The organism is Halarcobacter sp. (genome assembly GCF_963675975.1).
Classification (GTDB): domain Bacteria; phylum Campylobacterota; class Campylobacteria; order Campylobacterales; family Arcobacteraceae; genus Halarcobacter.
On record NZ_OY780939.1, the window covers coordinates 3,121,878 to 3,139,151 of the forward strand.

Annotated in this window: 17 protein-coding genes; 13 read left to right on the top strand and 4 right to left on the bottom strand. The window is 29.4% G+C overall.

Features of this window, described 5'->3' with window-relative positions; all coding sequences use genetic code 11:
* The first annotated feature begins 17 nt into the window (after window positions 1–17).
* From ACKU3H_RS15465 to ACKU3H_RS15485, 5 genes are all read left to right on the top strand, one after another.
* Entirely contained in the window at window positions 18–1,142 is a 1,125-nt protein-coding gene (locus ACKU3H_RS15465; protein WP_320034763.1) for a peptidase M42, read from the top strand.
* Window positions 1,129–1,542 carry an ester cyclase gene (locus tag ACKU3H_RS15470; RefSeq protein WP_320034764.1) on the top strand — a complete coding sequence of 138 codons (414 nt, stop codon included), beginning with the start codon at window positions 1,129–1,131 and terminating at the stop codon, window positions 1,540–1,542. Before ACKU3H_RS15465 ends, ACKU3H_RS15470 begins: the two co-directional genes overlap by 14 nt.
* A 371-nt stretch (window positions 1,543–1,913) precedes the next feature.
* Window positions 1,914–2,141 carry a hypothetical protein gene (locus ACKU3H_RS15475; RefSeq protein WP_320034765.1) on the top strand — a complete coding sequence of 76 codons (228 nt, stop codon included), beginning with the start codon at window positions 1,914–1,916 and terminating at the stop codon, window positions 2,139–2,141.
* A 24-nt stretch (window positions 2,142–2,165) separates the two neighbouring features.
* Window positions 2,166–2,411, top strand: coding sequence for a hypothetical protein (locus ACKU3H_RS15480; RefSeq protein ID WP_320034766.1), 246 nt, complete (start codon window positions 2,166–2,168; stop codon window positions 2,409–2,411).
* Window positions 2,401–2,610 (top strand): hypothetical protein, encoded by a 210-nt coding sequence (locus ACKU3H_RS15485; protein WP_320034767.1) that lies wholly within the window; start codon window positions 2,401–2,403, stop codon window positions 2,608–2,610. Before ACKU3H_RS15480 ends, ACKU3H_RS15485 begins: the two co-directional genes overlap by 11 nt.
* Window positions 2,611–2,623: 13 nt before the next feature.
* Here ACKU3H_RS15485 and purL read toward each other — a convergent pair whose 3' ends face one another.
* Both purL and ACKU3H_RS15495 read right to left on the bottom strand, forming a co-directional pair.
* Window positions 2,624–4,837, bottom strand: a complete 2,214-nt coding sequence (gene purL, locus ACKU3H_RS15490) for a phosphoribosylformylglycinamidine synthase subunit PurL (RefSeq protein WP_320034768.1) — start codon at window positions 4,835–4,837, stop codon at window positions 2,624–2,626.
* A 64-nt stretch (window positions 4,838–4,901) separates the two neighbouring features.
* Window positions 4,902–5,861: a L,D-transpeptidase family protein gene (locus ACKU3H_RS15495; RefSeq protein WP_320034769.1), complete on the bottom strand. Its 960-nt coding sequence runs from the start codon at window positions 5,859–5,861 to the stop codon at window positions 4,902–4,904.
* An 81-nt stretch (window positions 5,862–5,942) separates the two neighbouring features.
* Here ACKU3H_RS15495 and ACKU3H_RS15500 point away from each other — a divergent pair, with 81 nt between their 5' ends.
* Window positions 5,943–7,136 (top strand): peptidoglycan DD-metalloendopeptidase family protein, encoded by a 1,194-nt coding sequence (locus ACKU3H_RS15500; protein WP_320034770.1) that lies wholly within the window; start codon window positions 5,943–5,945, stop codon window positions 7,134–7,136.
* Window positions 7,136–8,488, top strand: coding sequence for a magnesium transporter (gene mgtE / locus ACKU3H_RS15505; RefSeq protein ID WP_320034771.1), 1,353 nt, complete (start codon window positions 7,136–7,138; stop codon window positions 8,486–8,488). The genes ACKU3H_RS15500 and mgtE overlap by 1 nt, the downstream gene beginning before the upstream one ends.
* Window positions 8,489–8,490: 2 nt before the next feature.
* Here the strand turns inward: mgtE and hutX are convergent, their stop codons facing one another.
* Window positions 8,491–8,982, bottom strand: coding sequence for a heme utilization cystosolic carrier protein HutX (hutX, locus tag ACKU3H_RS15510; RefSeq protein ID WP_320034772.1), 492 nt, complete (start codon window positions 8,980–8,982; stop codon window positions 8,491–8,493).
* A 21-nt stretch (window positions 8,983–9,003) separates the two neighbouring features.
* A complete protein-coding gene (locus tag ACKU3H_RS15515; protein ID WP_320034773.1) occupies window positions 9,004–10,773 on the bottom strand; it encodes an ABC transporter ATP-binding protein in 1,770 nt (589 codons plus the stop codon).
* Window positions 10,774–10,997: 224 nt separating this feature from the next.
* Between ACKU3H_RS15515 and ACKU3H_RS15520 the strand changes: the two genes are divergently transcribed.
* The 6 genes from ACKU3H_RS15520 to ACKU3H_RS15545 all read left to right on the top strand — a co-directional run bounded on the left by ACKU3H_RS15520 (window position 10,998) and on the right by ACKU3H_RS15545 (window position 17,260).
* Window positions 10,998–11,942 (top strand): AraC family transcriptional regulator, encoded by a 945-nt coding sequence (locus ACKU3H_RS15520; RefSeq protein WP_320034774.1) that lies wholly within the window; start codon window positions 10,998–11,000, stop codon window positions 11,940–11,942.
* 88 nt (window positions 11,943–12,030) lie between these two features.
* Window positions 12,031–12,591, top strand: coding sequence for a pyridoxamine 5'-phosphate oxidase family protein (locus ACKU3H_RS15525; RefSeq protein ID WP_320034775.1), 561 nt, complete (start codon window positions 12,031–12,033; stop codon window positions 12,589–12,591).
* Window positions 12,584–13,411 carry an ABC transporter substrate-binding protein gene (locus ACKU3H_RS15530; protein WP_320034776.1) on the top strand — a complete coding sequence of 276 codons (828 nt, stop codon included), beginning with the start codon at window positions 12,584–12,586 and terminating at the stop codon, window positions 13,409–13,411. Before ACKU3H_RS15525 ends, ACKU3H_RS15530 begins: the two co-directional genes overlap by 8 nt.
* Before the next feature lie 8 nt (window positions 13,412–13,419).
* Window positions 13,420–14,448: an iron ABC transporter permease gene (locus ACKU3H_RS15535; protein ID WP_320034777.1), complete on the top strand. Its 1,029-nt coding sequence runs from the start codon at window positions 13,420–13,422 to the stop codon at window positions 14,446–14,448.
* A 10-nt stretch (window positions 14,449–14,458) separates the two neighbouring features.
* On the top strand, window positions 14,459–15,235 hold the full coding sequence (locus ACKU3H_RS15540; protein WP_320034778.1) for an ABC transporter ATP-binding protein: 777 nt from the start codon (window positions 14,459–14,461) through the stop codon (window positions 15,233–15,235).
* Window positions 15,236–15,382: 147 nt separating this feature from the next.
* A complete protein-coding gene (locus tag ACKU3H_RS15545; protein ID WP_320034779.1) occupies window positions 15,383–17,260 on the top strand; it encodes a TonB-dependent receptor in 1,878 nt (625 codons plus the stop codon).
* The last annotated feature ends 14 nt before the right edge of the window (window positions 17,261–17,274 follow it).

Consider the following 17,274-nt stretch of genomic DNA (forward strand, 5'->3'; position numbering starts at 1 on the left):
AATTTTCGAGGAAAGAGATGAAATTTAAAAAATTGTCTGTTAAAAAATCTTCTGAATTGATTGAAAATATTGATGGATTTACAGACTTTTTAGACACATTAAAACAACTTATAAGAGTTCCATCTGTAATAGGATATGAACACTCTTTTTTTCTATATTTAAAAAGAGAATTAGATGAATTAGGTATTGATACATATTATTATGATGGACTTTTAGTTGCACAAGGTAAACAACCAACAAATGGAATATTAAGTGCACACATAGATAGACATGGTTTAGTTTGTACAGGTCCTAGTGAGTTTCAGTTTGCAGCATTTCAAACAAAAAATAGAATTGACTTAAAAGGGAACTCTGTATCTGAACAAACATATCAACAAATCTCATCAAGATTTCTAAATCAGCCTGTTCAAGCCTATGAGCCTTGGTCAGGAAGTTATTTAGGGATAGGTAAGATTAGTAAAGTTTATATGAATGAGAAAATCAATAACTTAATGTTTAAAATTGATAATCTTGAACACCTTTTACCAGGTACACCAATTGCATTTGTTGATAAATTAGAGATTAGTGATGAACTTATTTCAGCACAATTAGATAACGTTTTATCAGCAGCAATTATCATATATCTTTATCAACATGGATTTCAAGGTACAGCTTTTTTTACTGCGCAAGAAGAAGCAGGAAGAAGTTGGAGATTCGTATTAGATTGGTTTAGAAAAAATGATGTTAGCACATCTGAACTATTAGTATTGGATACAAGTCCATATAATACTAGAGAAGAAGCTTCTTTACAGGAGATTGTATTAAGAAATAGAGATGCAAATGCAAGGTTTAGGTCACCTTTATTGAAAATTCTTAAGAATTTTTGCCATAAAAACAATATTAATTTTTCTTGTAAAGATACTTATATACAAGAAAAGAATAAAATATTGTATGAAAATGAAAAGCCTTTATTATCATTAGGTAGTACAGAGCTTGGAAGAATCATAAAGGAATCTAAAGGTAAGATTCAAGGTACAACATTACAAATACCAACTACAGGTTATCATACTGTGGAGGAAACAGCTTCAATAAAGTCTGTTAAATCAATGTTGTATATGTTAAAAAGTTTATATATAGAAGAAAGAAGTGATGAAAAAAATTAGTAATAAAGATTTAGTTAAAAAATATTATGAAGAGTTGTGGAATAAACAAAATAAAGAATTGATTGATGTACTTTTTGATGATGAGATAACATTTAGAGGTTCACTAAACATTGAAACAAAAGGTAAAAAAGAGTTTGAAAATTATATGACTAATATCTTAACTGGTATTCCAAATTTATACCATGGTATTGAAACTATAATTGAAGAGAATGGAATAGTTGCAGTAAGAGCAGTATATAATGGTACCCACAGAGGTAAAATATTTGATTTCGAACCAACAAATAAAAGAATAAAATATAATGGTGCATCATTCTTTAGATTTAATGAAGATAAAATAACTGATGTATGGGTTTTAGGAGACTTGGCTACACTAAAAGACCAGCTAAGTCCAAAAATTTAAATTTTTTTAGCTTTTTTTCAAAAATTTTATTTTAAAAAATTGAAAAATATATTTTTATTTTTAGCTGTAAGTACCTAAATTAAGGGCTTTAAAGCGTATAAATAAATTTTAAGATTTATTTTAGGAAAAATATTTTTATTTTGTTTTATAATTTTAATACAAAATAAGAGGTTTCCTGAAAACTTGTAAGCATTTGGCCGTGCATAATATATAGTTTTCAGGAGTATGTTGTACTCATTTGAAGAGTACATTTATACTAACAGATTAAACTTAGTACAGAGTTAAAAGAAGTATAAATGTTAAAACTTTTTTAACATCAAAACTTTCCCAAAAACTACTAATGTTTATTGTCTTATTTATAGGAGTAAGATATGGCATCTTATTATGATGAGATGTTAAATAAATATAAAGTTGAAGACCCTATTAACAAACTTGTTTATGAAATTACAACTTTTATAAAAAATCGACGTGATTTCAATGGGGCTATAAATTTGATTTTAAGTAATAACTTAAAATTACAAGATGTTGTTTCTAGGACAGCTAGACTTACATTAGACGATGTTGTTAAATTAGCAGATTTGTTAATTTTAAAAAAATAGATTTTGTAAATTAGGAAAAGGGAAATGGAATCTATTATATATGAATTAAGAGCAAATGATATAAAAGAAGAAGATATCGACTATATCATGAAAAGAGTTAAAAATAGAATTTCTGAAGAAAATATTGATTCAGAACTTCAAAAGTTAGGTTATCCAAAAGTTTTCACTGTGGATTATGATGATTATGATTATAGTGAATATGATGATGTTTATGACGATGATTATGACAATTCTCATGGATATAAACAAGGTTATGACGATGAGTTATAATAGTGCTGAAGAGCTAAATTTAAATGAACAGATTCATCAAATAATTTATCTAATAAAAAATAGAAACGATTATACTAATGCTGCTAGAATTATGATAGAAAATAGTTTATCAATAGAGACTCTAAAAAGTAGAACTTTAAAGATTACACAAATGGAGTTTGCAAAACTTGCAGATTCGATTATAGAGAGTCGAGGTTAAACCTCAACTCTTCTTATAAATCTTGTTCAATAACTTGTTTAAATTTGTTAAAATAGATATCTTTTGCTTTATCTAACTCAACATATACTTCATTAACAGAGATTTTTCCTCCACCAACTAAACCAAGTTTAGTAAAGGCAATTTTTCTATTATCACAAAGTCTTTCAAAAGCATCACAGTTTTCAGGAGTTACTTCAACAATTGCTCTACTTAATGTTTCAGAGAAAATATCTTTTTCATTTTCTAAAGATATATTAGCTTCAACACCTTTGTTTCCAACAACAGCCATTTTTGCTAATGCAATAGCTAAACCACCAACATTAACATCCTTAGCAGCTTTTAGTAGCCCTTGTTTATTTGCTTCAATTACACTATTCCAAAGATTTAATTCTTTTTCAAAACTAACTTCAGGGTGTACTCCTGCAACTTTTCCATAAAGTTTTTTAAGATATAAAGATCCACCAAACTCTGATTTAGTATCACCTAAAATATAAACTACATTACCCTCTTCTTGGAATGATGAAGGTAATACTTTATTTGCATCATCATTTACACCAACCATAGCAATAGCAGGAGTTGGGAAAACACCAACACCATTTGTTTCATTGTATAAAGATACATTTCCACCAATAACAGGTGTATTTAACTCTTTACAAGCTGATTTAATACCTTCACAAGCTTGGGCAAATTGCCACATCACTTCTGGATTTTGAGGGTTACCAAAGTTAAGACAATCTGTAATAGCTTTAGGAACAGCACCTGTCATAGCTACATTTCTTCCTGATTCCATAACAGCTGCAGCAGCTCCTAACTCAGGGTTAATATAACATTGTCTTGTATTACAATCAGCACTCATAGCTAAAGCTTTCCCTGTTTCTTTGATTCTAATTACTGAACCATCAAGTTTTCCAGGACCTTTTACTGTATTTGTTTGTACCATTGAATCGTATTGGTCATAAACCCATGATTTATCAACAACTTCCATATCAGAGAAAAGTGCATCAAATGCTTCTTGATTTGAAACCTCTTTACTCATATCAACTGTTTCAATATCTTCTAAATAAGCTGGTTTTGCAACTGGTCTATCTAATATAGGTGCTTCCTCAGAAACAGGTTGAACAGGAATATCAGCAACTTTATCTCCGTGCCAGAACAGTTCCATATTTCCTGTATTTGTTACTTCACCAACAACTGCAACATCTAATTCCCATTTTTCAAAGATATCAATAATTTTTTGCTCACTACCTTTTTTAGCACAAATAAGCATTCTCTCTTGAGATTCAGATAACATGAAATCATAAGGAGTCATACCCTCTTCTCTTGCTGGGATTTTATCTAAGTGCATAATCATACCAGAATCACTTCTTCCTGCCATCTCAAAAGATGATGAAGTAAGTCCAGCAGCACCCATATCTTGAATACCAATAATTAAATCTTCTTTAAATAGTTCTAAACAAGCTTCTAAAAGTAGTTTTTCAGTAAATGGATCTCCAACTTGTACAGTTGGTCTTTTTGATTCAGAATCCTCATCAAATGAAGCAGAACTCATAACGGCTCCACCTAATCCATCTCTACCAGTTTTTGAACCAACATACATAACTGGATTTCCAACACCTTCAGCTTTTCCATAGAAAATTTCATCAGCTTTTGCAATTCCTAAGTTAAATGCATTTACAAGGTTATTTCCTGCATAACACTCTTCAAAGTTAGTTTGACCACCAATAGTTGGAACACCCATGCAGTTTCCATAACCACCGATACCTGCTACAACACCTCTTAAAAGAAATCTATGTTTTTGAGCAGTTTCACTATCACCTTCAATTCCTGCAAATTGAATTAAGTTCATTGAAGCAACAGGTCTAGCACCCATTGTAAATACATCTCTCATAATTCCACCAACACCTGTTGCTGCACCTTGGTAAGGTTCAATAAAAGATGGGTGATTGTGTGATTCCATTTTAAATACAGCTGCATAACCATCGCCAATGTCGATAACTCCTGCATTTTCACCTGGACCTTGGATTACCCAAGGAGCTTTTGTTGGGAAACCGTTTAAATACTTTTTACTTGATTTGTAAGAACAATGTTCTGACCACATTGCAGAAAAGATCCCAATCTCTACATAATTTGGATCTCTTCCTAAAATTTCTTTGATATTTTCTAATTCTTCAAGTGTTAAAGAGTGAGCAAGTGCTATCTCTTCAAGATTCATCTCTTCTTTTTGCATTTTTCGCCTTAAATATGGTTGTTAAAGTTTTGCGATTATATCCAAAAAGCTCTTAAGCTTAATTTTAACCCTCAGCTAAGATTTTTATTTGATTATCTTTTACTTCAATATAAAGCTCTTTTTTCCCTACAAAAGTGTAGTATTTTGTTTTATAATCTTCATCCATAATTACTTTAAACATACTCTTATTTAAAGCATTTGGATAAGGTACAATATTTATATTTGTAAATAAAATAGTTTTTTTCTCATTTTTTGAAAAAATTCTTTCTTTATACTTTCTAAATTTTTCTATATCCATTCCATCATGTCTTTTAAATGAGTCAGAATAAAATCTTAGGTACTCATCTAAGTCTGATTTTTTCCAAGCATCTCTCCATTTATATATTGAAGATAAAATAATACTTATTTCATTTCTAGAAGCTTTTCGTGGAGCTAAATCACTAATTAATAAAATAGATTTATCATAATCAATACTTTTATCAAGCTCTTCTAATCTTGTATTATCTAAAGCAATACATCCTTTTGTAAAACTTTCCCTCTCTTCATTTAAAGGCATACCATGAATCCAAATTCCTGAACCTTTTTTATCTCTTACTTTATCAAAAGTGTTTGGATAAGAAGTAACTAAAGCTAAAGGACCATAAAATTGGTCAAGTTTTGTTAACTTATCTGTTAAATCATATACACCTATAGGAGTTTTTAAATCCCCTTCATCTTCTTTATCTCCATCTTTTTCACCAACAATAACATCTTCTTTAAAAAGTACATTATAGCTATTTCTATTAACTTCAAATAGAGTAATCTCTTTTCTTCTTTTTTGAGTTAAAATTAAATATTTCCTAGATTCATAATAGCCATAGTCAACTCTTTTATCTGCTAAGTATTTTTGCCAATACTCTTTTTTCATAAGCTCTTTTTCAAGCTCTTCCTTAACGGCATCAAGGCCCTCGGTTCTGTATACATCAACTAAGTCAGCGGTAAGTGTATTTATAATTAATATTAGAAACAGTAATGTTTTTTTCACGAAAAAACCCTTAAACATTTATATTTTATTTAGTTGAGCAATTGTATAATAAAGCTACTAATTTTTTAATAAAGAAGGTCTATGTTTAAAATAATTTTTGCGTTTTTTTTTATAATTACATCACTGTTTTCTACTGAAGTTAAAGAGGCTAAATGGCCAATGGGTGAAACATTTTTAACTTTTTTAGATAAATATTCAATTCCTCAAAGTTTATATTTTGATTTAGAAAAAGAGGATAAAGAGTTATGTTCAGAGATAACAGCTGATAGGTATTTTTACTTGATGGAAAATGATGATGGTACCCTTAATCAGGTGTTAATTCCTATATCTGAAGAGATACAACTTCATGTATACAAAGATATAGACAATACATATAAGTTTCAAACTTTACCAATCAGTTATAGAGAATATACAGAAACAATAGCTATACCAATTATGACATCTGTATCAAATGAACTACAACAAGCTACAGGAAATGCTGCATTAGCAGCTCATTTAAAATCAATATTTAAAGCCTCAGTTAATTTTAGAAGAATGCAAAAAGGTGATTTTGTTGCTATTGAGTATACTCAAAAAGAGTTATTAGGTAAACCTTTTGGTCAACCTGAAATAAAATCTGCAATGATAGAGGTTTCAGGGAAAAAGTATTATAGATTTAAAAATGATGATAATGACAAATATTACGATCAGACAGGAAAAGCTTTTACAAAAATTTACTTTTTTAAAATACCAGTTTCATATTCAAGAATTTCAAGTAAATTTACAAAAAAAAGATGGCATCCAGTTTTAAAAAGATATAGAGCTCACCTAGGTACTGATTTTGCTGCACCAAGGGGTAGAAAGATTTATGCTGCAGGTGAAGGAAGAGTTGAGTTTGTAGGAAGAAGAGGTGGATATGGAAATACCATCATTATAAGACACCCAAATGGATACAAAACATTATATGCACACCAAAGTAGATTTAGAAGTGGTATAAAAAGAGGAAGATGGGTAAAAAGAGGTGAATTAATTGGTTATGTTGGAAGCACAGGATTAAGTTCTGGTCCCCACTTACACCTTGGTGTTTATAGAAATGGTAGAGCTTTAGATCCATTAAGAATTATAAAAAAACCTGAAAAAATTGTATTAAAAGGTAAGGCAAAACGTACATTTGTTGCAAATGCAAAAATCACTATGGAAAAACTTAACGCAGTTGTTGCTGATGAAAATAGAAAAGAAGCTACAAAACTTGATAGAATGGCTTCCACAAGTACTTTAACTCCTAAAGAGATTTAATGCCTATAGAGAATGCTATAAAAAATCCCCATGAGCTTTTAGAAAATCTAAATGAGCTACACCCAAGTGATATAGCATACTCTTTAAAAAAAATAGAAAATGAATCAGAAGATGATTTCTTTTATGTATTAAAAGAGATACCAGATGAAATTCTAGGGGAAGTTATTCTTGAACTTCCTGACAATCTAAGGGATGATGTATATGAACATCTAAGCTCACAAAGATTATCAGATGTAGTTGATGAACTTGATTCAGATGATGCTACAGATATCATTCAAGAAATCGAAGAGTTTAATGAAGAAAAAGCTAATGAGATTATAGAAAGTCTTGAAGAAGAAGATAAACATGAGATTAACTGGCTAAAGAGATATCATGAAGATGAAGCTGGTTCATATATGCAAACTGAACTTTTTTCTGCAAAATTAAATGAAACTATTCAAGATTCAATTAATAGATTAAGACAAGGAAAAGAGTCAGATGAACTTGAAAATATCCATCAAGTTTATGTAATAAACGAAGATAAAAAACTTATAGCTTCTATTCTTTTAGAAGATTTAATTATCTTCGATTTTAATAAAACTTACGAAGAGTTATTAGAAGAACATGATGAGATAAAATTTAAACCTTTTGTTGTTCATGATAAAGATCATATTGATGAAGTTGCAAAACTTGTTGAAAAGTATGACTTAAACGTTATACCTGTTGTGGGATACCATGAGGTACTAGTAGGTCGAATTACAAGTGATGATATTTTAGACGTAATTGAAGAGAATGCAACAGAACAAATGTATCAATTAGCTGGTGTTGATGATGATTTTGAGCATGAAGACAATCTTCTAACTACAGCTAAAAAAAGAGCCTTTTGGCTTTTCTTAAATCTTGCAACTGCAATTTTGGCTTCACTTGTAATTGGACTTTTTGATAAAACAATTGAAGCTTATGTTGCTTTAGCTATTTTAATGCCAATTGTTGCATCTATGGGTGGAAATGCAGGGACACAAACACTTGCGGTTATGGTTAGACAATTGGCCCTTGGTGAAATTGACTTTGATAATAGTAAAGATGCCATAAAAAAAGAAGTTTTCATATCCCTTGCAAATGGTTTTATTTTTGCAATTGTTATTGGTATTATAGCCTGGCTTTGGTTTAGCACAGCCTTATTAGGCTTAGTAATTGCATTATCAATGATTATAAACCTGTTTAGTGCAGGTTTTTTTGGAGCTTCAATTCCCTTACTTCTTAAAAAAATGGATGTAGACCCAGCTATAGGAAGTACAGTTCTACTTACAACTGTAACAGATATAGTAGGATTCTTTAGCTTCCTAATGCTTGCTAAAGTAATCCTTTTATAAAATTAAAATCTGTTTTTTAATTTATTGAACATCTCAACTTGAGAAGAGATTAACTCCCTATTTTCATCTCTTGATACAAATACTTTAAAAATATGTTCACCTTTTGAGTCATAAAAAACAACACTTAAAGATAACATTCCCCTGTGTTTTTTTGATACAAAAATGATTTTATCTATATCATCAACTTTTAAATGGCCAGATATAGAGGAATCTTTAGAATCAAAATTATAATAACCATGTCCATAAGTTCCCGTTGGCATATTATCTTTTATCTCTATTACAAAAGATGGTGTAATCTTTATCATTAAAATCTTACCCCACTTTGAAATATCCTCAATTACATCATCAAAATATTTTCCATCAATAGCTTTTGCTAAACTCTCATCAATATTTTGAAGAACAATATATTCATTTACCCCTAACTCTTTTGCTATCTCAACTGTAGTAAGCTCAGGATTTAAACCTAAAAGCTCATCTATTTTCTCTTTTATCATAATACATCCTTTCTTTTAAATTTAAACCAATTGGTTCTTTATAAACTCCAAATAATGCCCCTGCTCTTCTTCAAGCTCTTTTGGAGTCCCCTTTTGTACAATTTCGCCCTCATTTAATACATATATCATATCTGCATTTTTAACGGTACTTAATCTATGGGCAATAGTAATTACTGTTTTTTCTTTTAAAAAATCTTGTAATTCATTAAAAAGTTTAGCTTCAGTATGAACATCTAAAGCAGAAGTTGACTCATCAAAAATCACTATTGATGGATTTGCTATAATCATCCTAGCAATAGACAATCTCTGCCTTTGTCCTCCACTTAACCTAATACCATTTTTACCAACAATAGTATCAAGTTTTTCACTCATACTTAAAACATTGTTTTTCAATTGTGCAATCTCTAAAGCTTTGTAAATAGTCTCATCACTTATAGTTTCATCTCCCATTGTGATATTAAATCTTAGGGTGTTATTAAATAGTATTGGCATCTGTAACACTAAAAAAAGTCTCTCTCTTAGACTCTTTTTATTTAATGTGTCAATACTTATTGAATTGTATGTTATCTCACCACTATTTTTAGTATAAAAACCTGAAATCACTTGTGCAAGTGTTGTTTTACCACTTCCACTAGCTCCAATAAGTGCAACCTTTTGCCCAGACTTTATACTTAAAGAGATATTTTTTAATAACTCTTTATTTTTATTATAAGAAAAATATAGTTCTTTTACTTCGATATCTACACCTTTCTCTTTTTTTTCAAGTTGCTGAAAACCATTTGGCTCTTTTGTAAGTTGTAGTACTTTATTTATTCTCTTTATTGCAGCCATTGAAGTTGTATAAGAGTATTGAAATGAGAGTATTTCTTGGACTGGGCTCATTATAAACCAAATATATCCAAACATTGCAAGCATCATACCAATAGACAGATCACTATAGGCAACCATTACCAAGCCTGAAGCCCTTAATATTTCAAAAATTATTAAAAAAAGTGTAAAAGAGAACTTCTCATAAGCAACACTTTTATAACCAAAATTATTTGAGCATATTTGAATATTTTTTGCCTTTTTTATAGAACTATTAAAAAAAGAGTCCTCCTTATTGCTTGCTTTTATCTGCCCAAAAAGTTCCAAAGACTCAGATATATTATCTTGGAACTTTTCTATTGCTTCATTCTCCTCTTTTTTTAATCTCCCCACTCTTCTTGCAATTTTCCTTGATAAAAACATTATTAAAGGTTGAATTATAATTATTAATAAACCTAAGATGGGATGAATACTTATAATTACAAAAGCAACAGCAATAAGGGTCAAAACAGAGGTTACAAGCTTACTAACCCCTGTCATAATAAAATTATCTAAAGTGTTAACATCAGTTATCAGATTTGCTGCAACTGCTCCACTTCCAATACTTTCATACTCATTCATAGAGACATCTTTTAGATGTAATATTAACTCTTCTCTTATTTTAAAGGTTACAAACTTTGAGATACTAGTAAATATTTTAGTGATTAAAATTGAGAAAAGGTAATAAAAAAATCTTAAGCAAATCACCATCAATGCAACAATAACAATATAGTAAAAGGTATTTCCACTACCAAAAAACCTATCAATAGTTGAGACAAAAAAAGCAGGCTTATCTAAAAGAACTTCATCAACTAATGCTGGAAGCATCAAAGGTATTGGTACACTAATAAGTATAGTTATCACTGTTATAACTTGTCCCCAAATAAGAGGTTTTCTCTTTTGTAAGAGCAGTTTCCATATATATTTTAAATCGATTTTTTCCATTGCATCTCTTAAATTTTTAAAAAATTCTAATATAAAAATTTTATATTCAAAATAAAGAGTTAACAAACAATTTTTAAAAAGTTAAATTTTAAGCTATTTAAAAGCTAATTTCATAGTTAAATATCAAAAAAAGTTATATTTAAAATGAAATTTATATATATTAAAAATATATAAAGGTAAATTTCTATAGAATCAATTTTAATAATTATTATCAAAGAGTTAACATGACTAAACTAAAAAGATCGGAAGTATTTAATACGGGAAAAATCATAGCAAATAAGGAGGAAAGCAAATCCTTTATAAAACAAGTAGGTACTATAAACAACCAATTTATTGACCTTAAAATTGTAAATGCAATGGTTGAAGAGGATATTTATTTAAATATTGTTGACAATAAAATAAAACAATCCCATATTCAAAAGCTAAAATCTAAAAGTAAACATCTTCAGATAAGGATAATTATTCAAGGAAAGTTAGAAAAACTCAATCACCTTACAAATGAAAAAAGAGTATATGAAAGAAATGAAATTAGCATTGAGTATGAAAAAAATGTCGAAGAATCTTTGCTAAACAAGCAAGGAGAGCACCTAAAATACATCTGCATAACTCTACATGATAAGTACCTAAATGAAAATGGATTTTTCTCAGATATATTCAAAAATACCTTTAATAAAAAGATATATGAACCTAATCTAGAAGATAAATTTAGTGAGCTATTTAACAGGGAGTATAAAAGTGGTCTTGATAAAATATACTTAAAGAATAAGGCAATGCAAATAATACTTTATGTTCTTGAAGAAGTACAAAAAAGGGATAAACTAAAATTAGTTGGCTTAAATGAAGAGGATATAAAAAGAGTTAAAAAGGTTGAGAATATAATACAAAACTCATTTGATGAAAAGATTACAATAGATATATTATCAAAAAGAGTTGCTCTTAATCAGACAAAGCTAAAAAAAGGTTTCAAAGAGCTTTTTAATAAAACAATTCACGAATATCTAAAAGATATCAGGCTTAAAAAAGCTATTGAATATTTAAAAGAGGATAGCTACTCAATAAAAGAGGTTTCTTCAATGGTTGGTTATACAAATCAAGGAAGTTTTTCATATGCATTTTCACAGAAATTCAACTGCTCTCCCAAAGATATTCAAAAAAATTCCATTTTGTGAAAAAAAAATTCTATTTTATATTAATTAATATTGATATTCACTCTTAATTAAATTATAATTTTCAAAATTTGCCACTAAAAGGATAAAAATGAAAAATGAAAAAGCGATGGTAATAAATAAAGAAAAAGCTCAAAAAGAGCTTGATATATTTTTAAATAATATTAAAAGTGTAATCTTATCAACTGTTGATAAAGATGGAGAACCTTTTGCAAGTTATTCACCATTTGTAGAAGATGAAGAGGGGAACTTTTATGTATTTATAAGTACAGCAGTAAAACACTCACACAATATGTACAATACAGGAAAGGCGCATATACTTTTTATTGAAGATGAGAGTAATACAGCGCATATATATGGAAGAAGAAGACTCTATTTTAATGCAAAAGCTGAAAAGTTTGAACCTGAAGATGATAGGTTTGAGAAAATCGCAACTCTTTTTGAGAAAAGACTTGGAGACCAAGGAGCTCTTGTAAGAAAGATGACAGATTCAAGAATCTACAAACTAACACCATATGATGGAAATATTGTACTTGGATTTGGAGCTGCTTATAAACTAGATAAAACAAATAAAAAAATTGAAAAACAAAGAACAATGAAAGGTAAAGCCCACTCTCTAACCCATGAAGAAGGCTTAAAAGAACATGCATAAACTAACTAAACTATCACTAGCTTTACTATTAAGTATAAGCACCTCTTACGCTTCAAAGATTGTTAGCGTAGGAGGAAGTATAACAGAAACTGTAGTAGCTCTTGGCCATGCAGATGATTTAATTGGTGTTGATTTATCAAGTGTTTATCCTAAAGATGCTGTATCTAAACTTCCAAATGTTGGATATTGGCTAAGTCTTCCTCAAGAAGGAATTTTGTCTCTTAAACCTGAAGTTGCAATTATAAGTAGCCAAGCAAAGCCTAAAAAAATTGTTGTGGAACTTCCAAAATATGGTATAAAAACTTATATTATTGATGATAATCCATCTATAGAGTCTGCAAAAAATAAAATTAAACAGATTGGTGAGATTTTAAAAGAGAATAAAAAAGCAGATAAAATTATCTCAAGAATAGAGACAAATATCTCTAAAATAAAAGAGGAGATAAAAGCTAAAAAAGAACCAAAAGTACTCTTTGTATTCTCTAGGGGAGAGGGTACACTAATGGCAGCAGGTCCTAAAACAAAACCAGGAGTTATGATAGAACTAGCTGGAGGGAAAAATGTAGTTGAGTTTGAACAGTATAGTAAAATCTCAGCAGAATCAATTTTAAAAATGAACCCTGATGTTATCATTAAAACTAATCATGCGGGAGATAGTGGGATAGATGAGAGTATTGTATCTTCTACAAATGCTGGTAAAAACAAACAAATCTACTCTATGGATATGCTATTAATCTCTGGCTTTACCGTAAGAGTAGATAAAGCACTACAAGACTTATCTTGTATGTTCAATAAAAATCAATTATCATATTGTAAATAAGTTGTTAGATGACTGGACTAAAAAAATCAGCTATAAAAATATGCTTTGTATTACTCTTGATTTCCACAGTTTTAAATATAACTATTGGAGCTTTTAGTATCTCTTTTTCTGAGATACTAACTACTCTTTTAGAGCCTGAAAACAATAAAATCTATTATCAAGTTCTAATGGATATTAGGGTTCCAAGGGTTGCTTTAGGAGTACTTGTAGGGGTAGCATTTGGTATCTCTGGGGCTATGATGCAAACACTATTTAAAAACCCCTTAGCAGATCCTTCTATTATAGGTGTATCTGCTGGAGCTTCTGCTGGAGTTGTTATCTTTATGCTTCTAGGAAGCTTTTTGCCAACACTTCTGTATAGTGGTTTTTTATCATACCTTTCCCTTCCTTTAAGTGCTTTTCTAGGTAGTGTTATAACTATTTTTGCTATTTATAAACTAGCAACTATTTACAATAAAGTTGCCGTTACAGTTATGCTTTTAGCAGGGATTGCTATAAATGCTATGCTTGGAGCTTTAGTGGGACTGTTTACTTATGTAAGTACAGAAGAGGAGCTTAAAAGTTTTACTTTTTGGACTATGGGGAGCTTAGCAAATGGAGATATGAAAGTTATTTTAACAATGCTTCCAATAGTTGTAGCTACATATATATTTGCTATTAGAAAAAAGGTTGAACTAAACCTAATGCTTTTAGGTGAAGATGAAGCAAAAAACTCAGGAGTAAATGCAGAAAAATTAAAAAAACAACTTATACTATTTGTATCTTTAGCAATTGGTACAAGTGTTGCTTTTTGTGGAATTATTGGCTTTGTTGGACTTGTAGTTCCCCATATTGCAAGGCTAATTGTAGGTTCAAACCATAAATTTTATCTACCACTTAGTGCAATATTGGGAGCCTTTATTCTTTTATGGGCTGACTCTTTAGCAAGGATTATTATCTCTCCTGCTGAACTTCCAATAGGAATAATAACTTCACTTTTAGGTGCTCCTTTCTTCTTGTGGCTACTAATTAAAAATAGACAAAGTGCTATAAGCTAAGGGGTAAAGAGTGTATAAAATAGAAAATTTAAGTTTTTCAATTCAAAAAAGAGATATATTAAAAGATATAAATCTTGTTATAAAACCAAATAGTTTTTTATCAATAGTAGGTCCCAATGGATGTGGGAAATCAACACTAATCAAAAGCATAAATAGAAATCTTGATATTCAAAAAGGAGGAGTCTATTTAAATGATATCTCAATAAATAAATATAGTGATAAAGAGCTTGCACTAAAAAGGTCAGTTTTAAATCAATCTTTCTTTTTCCCATATAGCTTCAAGGCTATAGAGATTGTAGAGATGGGCTTATATGCCTACATGCTAAGTTCAAAAGAGAAAAAAGAGATAATAAGCTATATAGTAGATAAGTTAAATCTTGAACCTCTTAAAGATAAAGATTATCAAGGACTCTCAGGTGGAGAGAGACAGAAAATACAGTTTGCAAGGGTTGTTGTACAACTCTATGCAAGTAATGAGAAAGAGAAATTTCTCTTCTTGGATGAGCCAACTTTAAACTTGGATATATATTACCAATATAAGATTTTAGATTTAACAAAAGAGTTACAAAAGGATTTGAAAATAGGAGTATGTTCAATACTTCATGATATTAACCAAGCCTATCTTTACTCCGATGAAATTGTAATGATGAAAAACGGAGAGATAAAATATTTTGGTGAAACAAAAGAGACTTTAAACCATGATAATATATTTGATATCTTTGCAGTTGAAAGTGAGTTTGTATACTCAAAAAAATTACAAAAAGATATACTAATAACCACTTCATAAATATACAAACCTCTTTAGGTTTGTAGTATTTACTTTAATATTCCAATTTATGAAAAAAATATTCCAATTTATAAAATCTAATATTGATATTCATTATTATTTAATATATAATATATTTTAAATACGCACATAATTAAAGGAATACACATGCATAAAATAAGTATGTTTACAATATCTACATTAGTTATAATCAACTCTAATTTATTAGCTTTAGAAGAATTAAATAATGTAACAGTAACCGCAAAATCAGAAAAGTCAGTTAAAGATTTATCTGAAATTATTACCATAATAACAGAAGAAGATATCAAAAAAACAAATGCCACAAACATCAAAGATGTGTTGATTAAAACTCCTGGCGTAATAAAATCTGCAGCTGGCGCTATGATGGGAGGAAGAGAAAGCATTTCAATAAGAGGATTAGATACAACTTACTCTCTTATTTTAGTCGATGGCAAAAAAATAGCTCCGACTGATGATTATATTGGTCATAGTGATTTTCAATATTCTTGGGTACCTATTGATATGATAGAAAGAATTGAAGTAATGAAAGGTCCTAAAAGTTCTATTTATGGCTCTCAAGCTATTGGTGGTGTAATTAATATTATTACAAAAAAAAATAATAAAAAATTATATGGAGAAATTAATCTTCAAAAAGGTTTTTCATCTGCTGAGAATGGAGGTGATGAACAAAAAACAAATATAAGTATTGGGGCAAATATTTCAGATAAGCTTAATATATTTATAGGGGCTAGTAAAAATGAAAGAGATGCAACAGGAGGTGTTGGTACAACTGCTTTTGGTACTCCAACAAACAAGGCAACCTTTATTGAAGGCATAGAAACTAAAGATGGAATTGCAAAATTAAAATATGAGATCGATAATACTCAAGCTGTATATGCAACTTATATAAAAGGTGAAGAACAAAGAAAAGATTTTGATGACACAATAACATATGACTTAGATAGAGACATATATAGTTTTGGTTATGAAAAGTTTTTTAAGGATATCTCTTTCAATATAGATTACTCAAAATCAAATCAAGATGCAAAAGCTGATAGTATGTTTGCAAAATATACACACAAACTAGAAAGTGACTCATTGAAAGGTGAGGCAAAAATTTCTATGATTGAAAATAATTATATAATACTTGGTGCAGAAACTTCAAAAAATTCTTATGATAGAATCCGCCAAACAGGATTAACACAATATGCATTTGACGCAAGAGCAAATGCATATTATATTCAAGATGAAATAGAGTTAGGAGATTTTACACTTTCTTTTGGAGGGAGATATGATGATAATAAAAAATATGGAAGTGAATTTTCTCCCACTTTTGGTTTTGTATATAAAATAGATGAATATCAAAGATTAAAAGCTAGTTATGGAGAAGGCTTTAAAGCTCCGTCAGTAACAAAAGGTTCAGATGGTTTTGGTACAGGTTCACACATGGCTCCATATGGTAATGATGACTTAAAAGCAGAAACTTCTAAAAGTTATGAATTGGCATATGAGTTTTATGGAGAAAACTTAACTTTTAAATCAGCAATTTTTAAAACAGATGTTGAAGATATGATTAATACTGAGGGATCAAATGGTAATGTTAGATATGTAAATGTAGATAAAGTTGGAACAAAAGGTTTTGAATTAGGTGTTGATTATGATATCAACAGTAACCATACTTTAAATGTAAATTATACATATATAAAAACAGAAAACAAACAAATATCTAAAGATTTAACATATAAACCTGAACATACCTTCAATATAGGTCTTAGTTCTGAATTTGGATGGGGAGTATCATCTTATATAAGTGCAAATTACACCGGGGAACAATACAGTGATGCAGAAAATACAAATAAAGCATCTGGGTATACAATCTATAATGCTCAAATTAGTAAAGAGATAACAAAAAATTTATCTCTTAAACTAGGTGTAGATAATATTACAGATGAAGAATTTGATAATAATGACCCATATTATCTAAAAAGAAGAGTTGCTTATATAGGATTACGTTATAAGTTTTAAGCAAAAACTATTGT

What these genes read in the sequence shown, in the direction of transcription:
- ACKU3H_RS15530 (WP_320034776.1), top strand. Translation starts at nt 12,584, where the DNA reads ATGCATAAACTAACTAAACTATCACTAGCTTTACTATTAAGTATAAGC.
- ACKU3H_RS15465 (WP_320034763.1), top strand. Translation starts at nt 18, where the DNA reads ATGAAATTTAAAAAATTGTCTGTTAAAAAATCTTCTGAATTGATTGAA.
- ACKU3H_RS15470 (WP_320034764.1), top strand. Translation starts at nt 1,129, where the DNA reads ATGAAAAAAATTAGTAATAAAGATTTAGTTAAAAAATATTATGAAGAG.
- purL (WP_320034768.1), bottom strand. Translation starts at nt 4,837, where the DNA reads ATGCAAAAAGAAGAGATGAATCTTGAAGAGATAGCACTTGCTCACTCT.
- hutX (WP_320034772.1), bottom strand. Translation starts at nt 8,982, where the DNA reads ATGATAAAAGAGAAAATAGATGAGCTTTTAGGTTTAAATCCTGAGCTT.
- ACKU3H_RS15480 (WP_320034766.1), top strand. Translation starts at nt 2,166, where the DNA reads ATGGAATCTATTATATATGAATTAAGAGCAAATGATATAAAAGAAGAA.
- ACKU3H_RS15485 (WP_320034767.1), top strand. Translation starts at nt 2,401, where the DNA reads ATGAGTTATAATAGTGCTGAAGAGCTAAATTTAAATGAACAGATTCAT.
- ACKU3H_RS15475 (WP_320034765.1), top strand. Translation starts at nt 1,914, where the DNA reads ATGGCATCTTATTATGATGAGATGTTAAATAAATATAAAGTTGAAGAC.
- ACKU3H_RS15520 (WP_320034774.1), top strand. Translation starts at nt 10,998, where the DNA reads ATGACTAAACTAAAAAGATCGGAAGTATTTAATACGGGAAAAATCATA.
- mgtE (WP_320034771.1), top strand. Translation starts at nt 7,136, where the DNA reads ATGCCTATAGAGAATGCTATAAAAAATCCCCATGAGCTTTTAGAAAAT.
- ACKU3H_RS15500 (WP_320034770.1), top strand. Translation starts at nt 5,943, where the DNA reads ATGTTTAAAATAATTTTTGCGTTTTTTTTTATAATTACATCACTGTTT.
- ACKU3H_RS15515 (WP_320034773.1), bottom strand. Translation starts at nt 10,773, where the DNA reads ATGGAAAAAATCGATTTAAAATATATATGGAAACTGCTCTTACAAAAG.
- ACKU3H_RS15525 (WP_320034775.1), top strand. Translation starts at nt 12,031, where the DNA reads ATGAAAAATGAAAAAGCGATGGTAATAAATAAAGAAAAAGCTCAAAAA.
- ACKU3H_RS15545 (WP_320034779.1), top strand. Translation starts at nt 15,383, where the DNA reads ATGCATAAAATAAGTATGTTTACAATATCTACATTAGTTATAATCAAC.
- ACKU3H_RS15535 (WP_320034777.1), top strand. Translation starts at nt 13,420, where the DNA reads ATGACTGGACTAAAAAAATCAGCTATAAAAATATGCTTTGTATTACTC.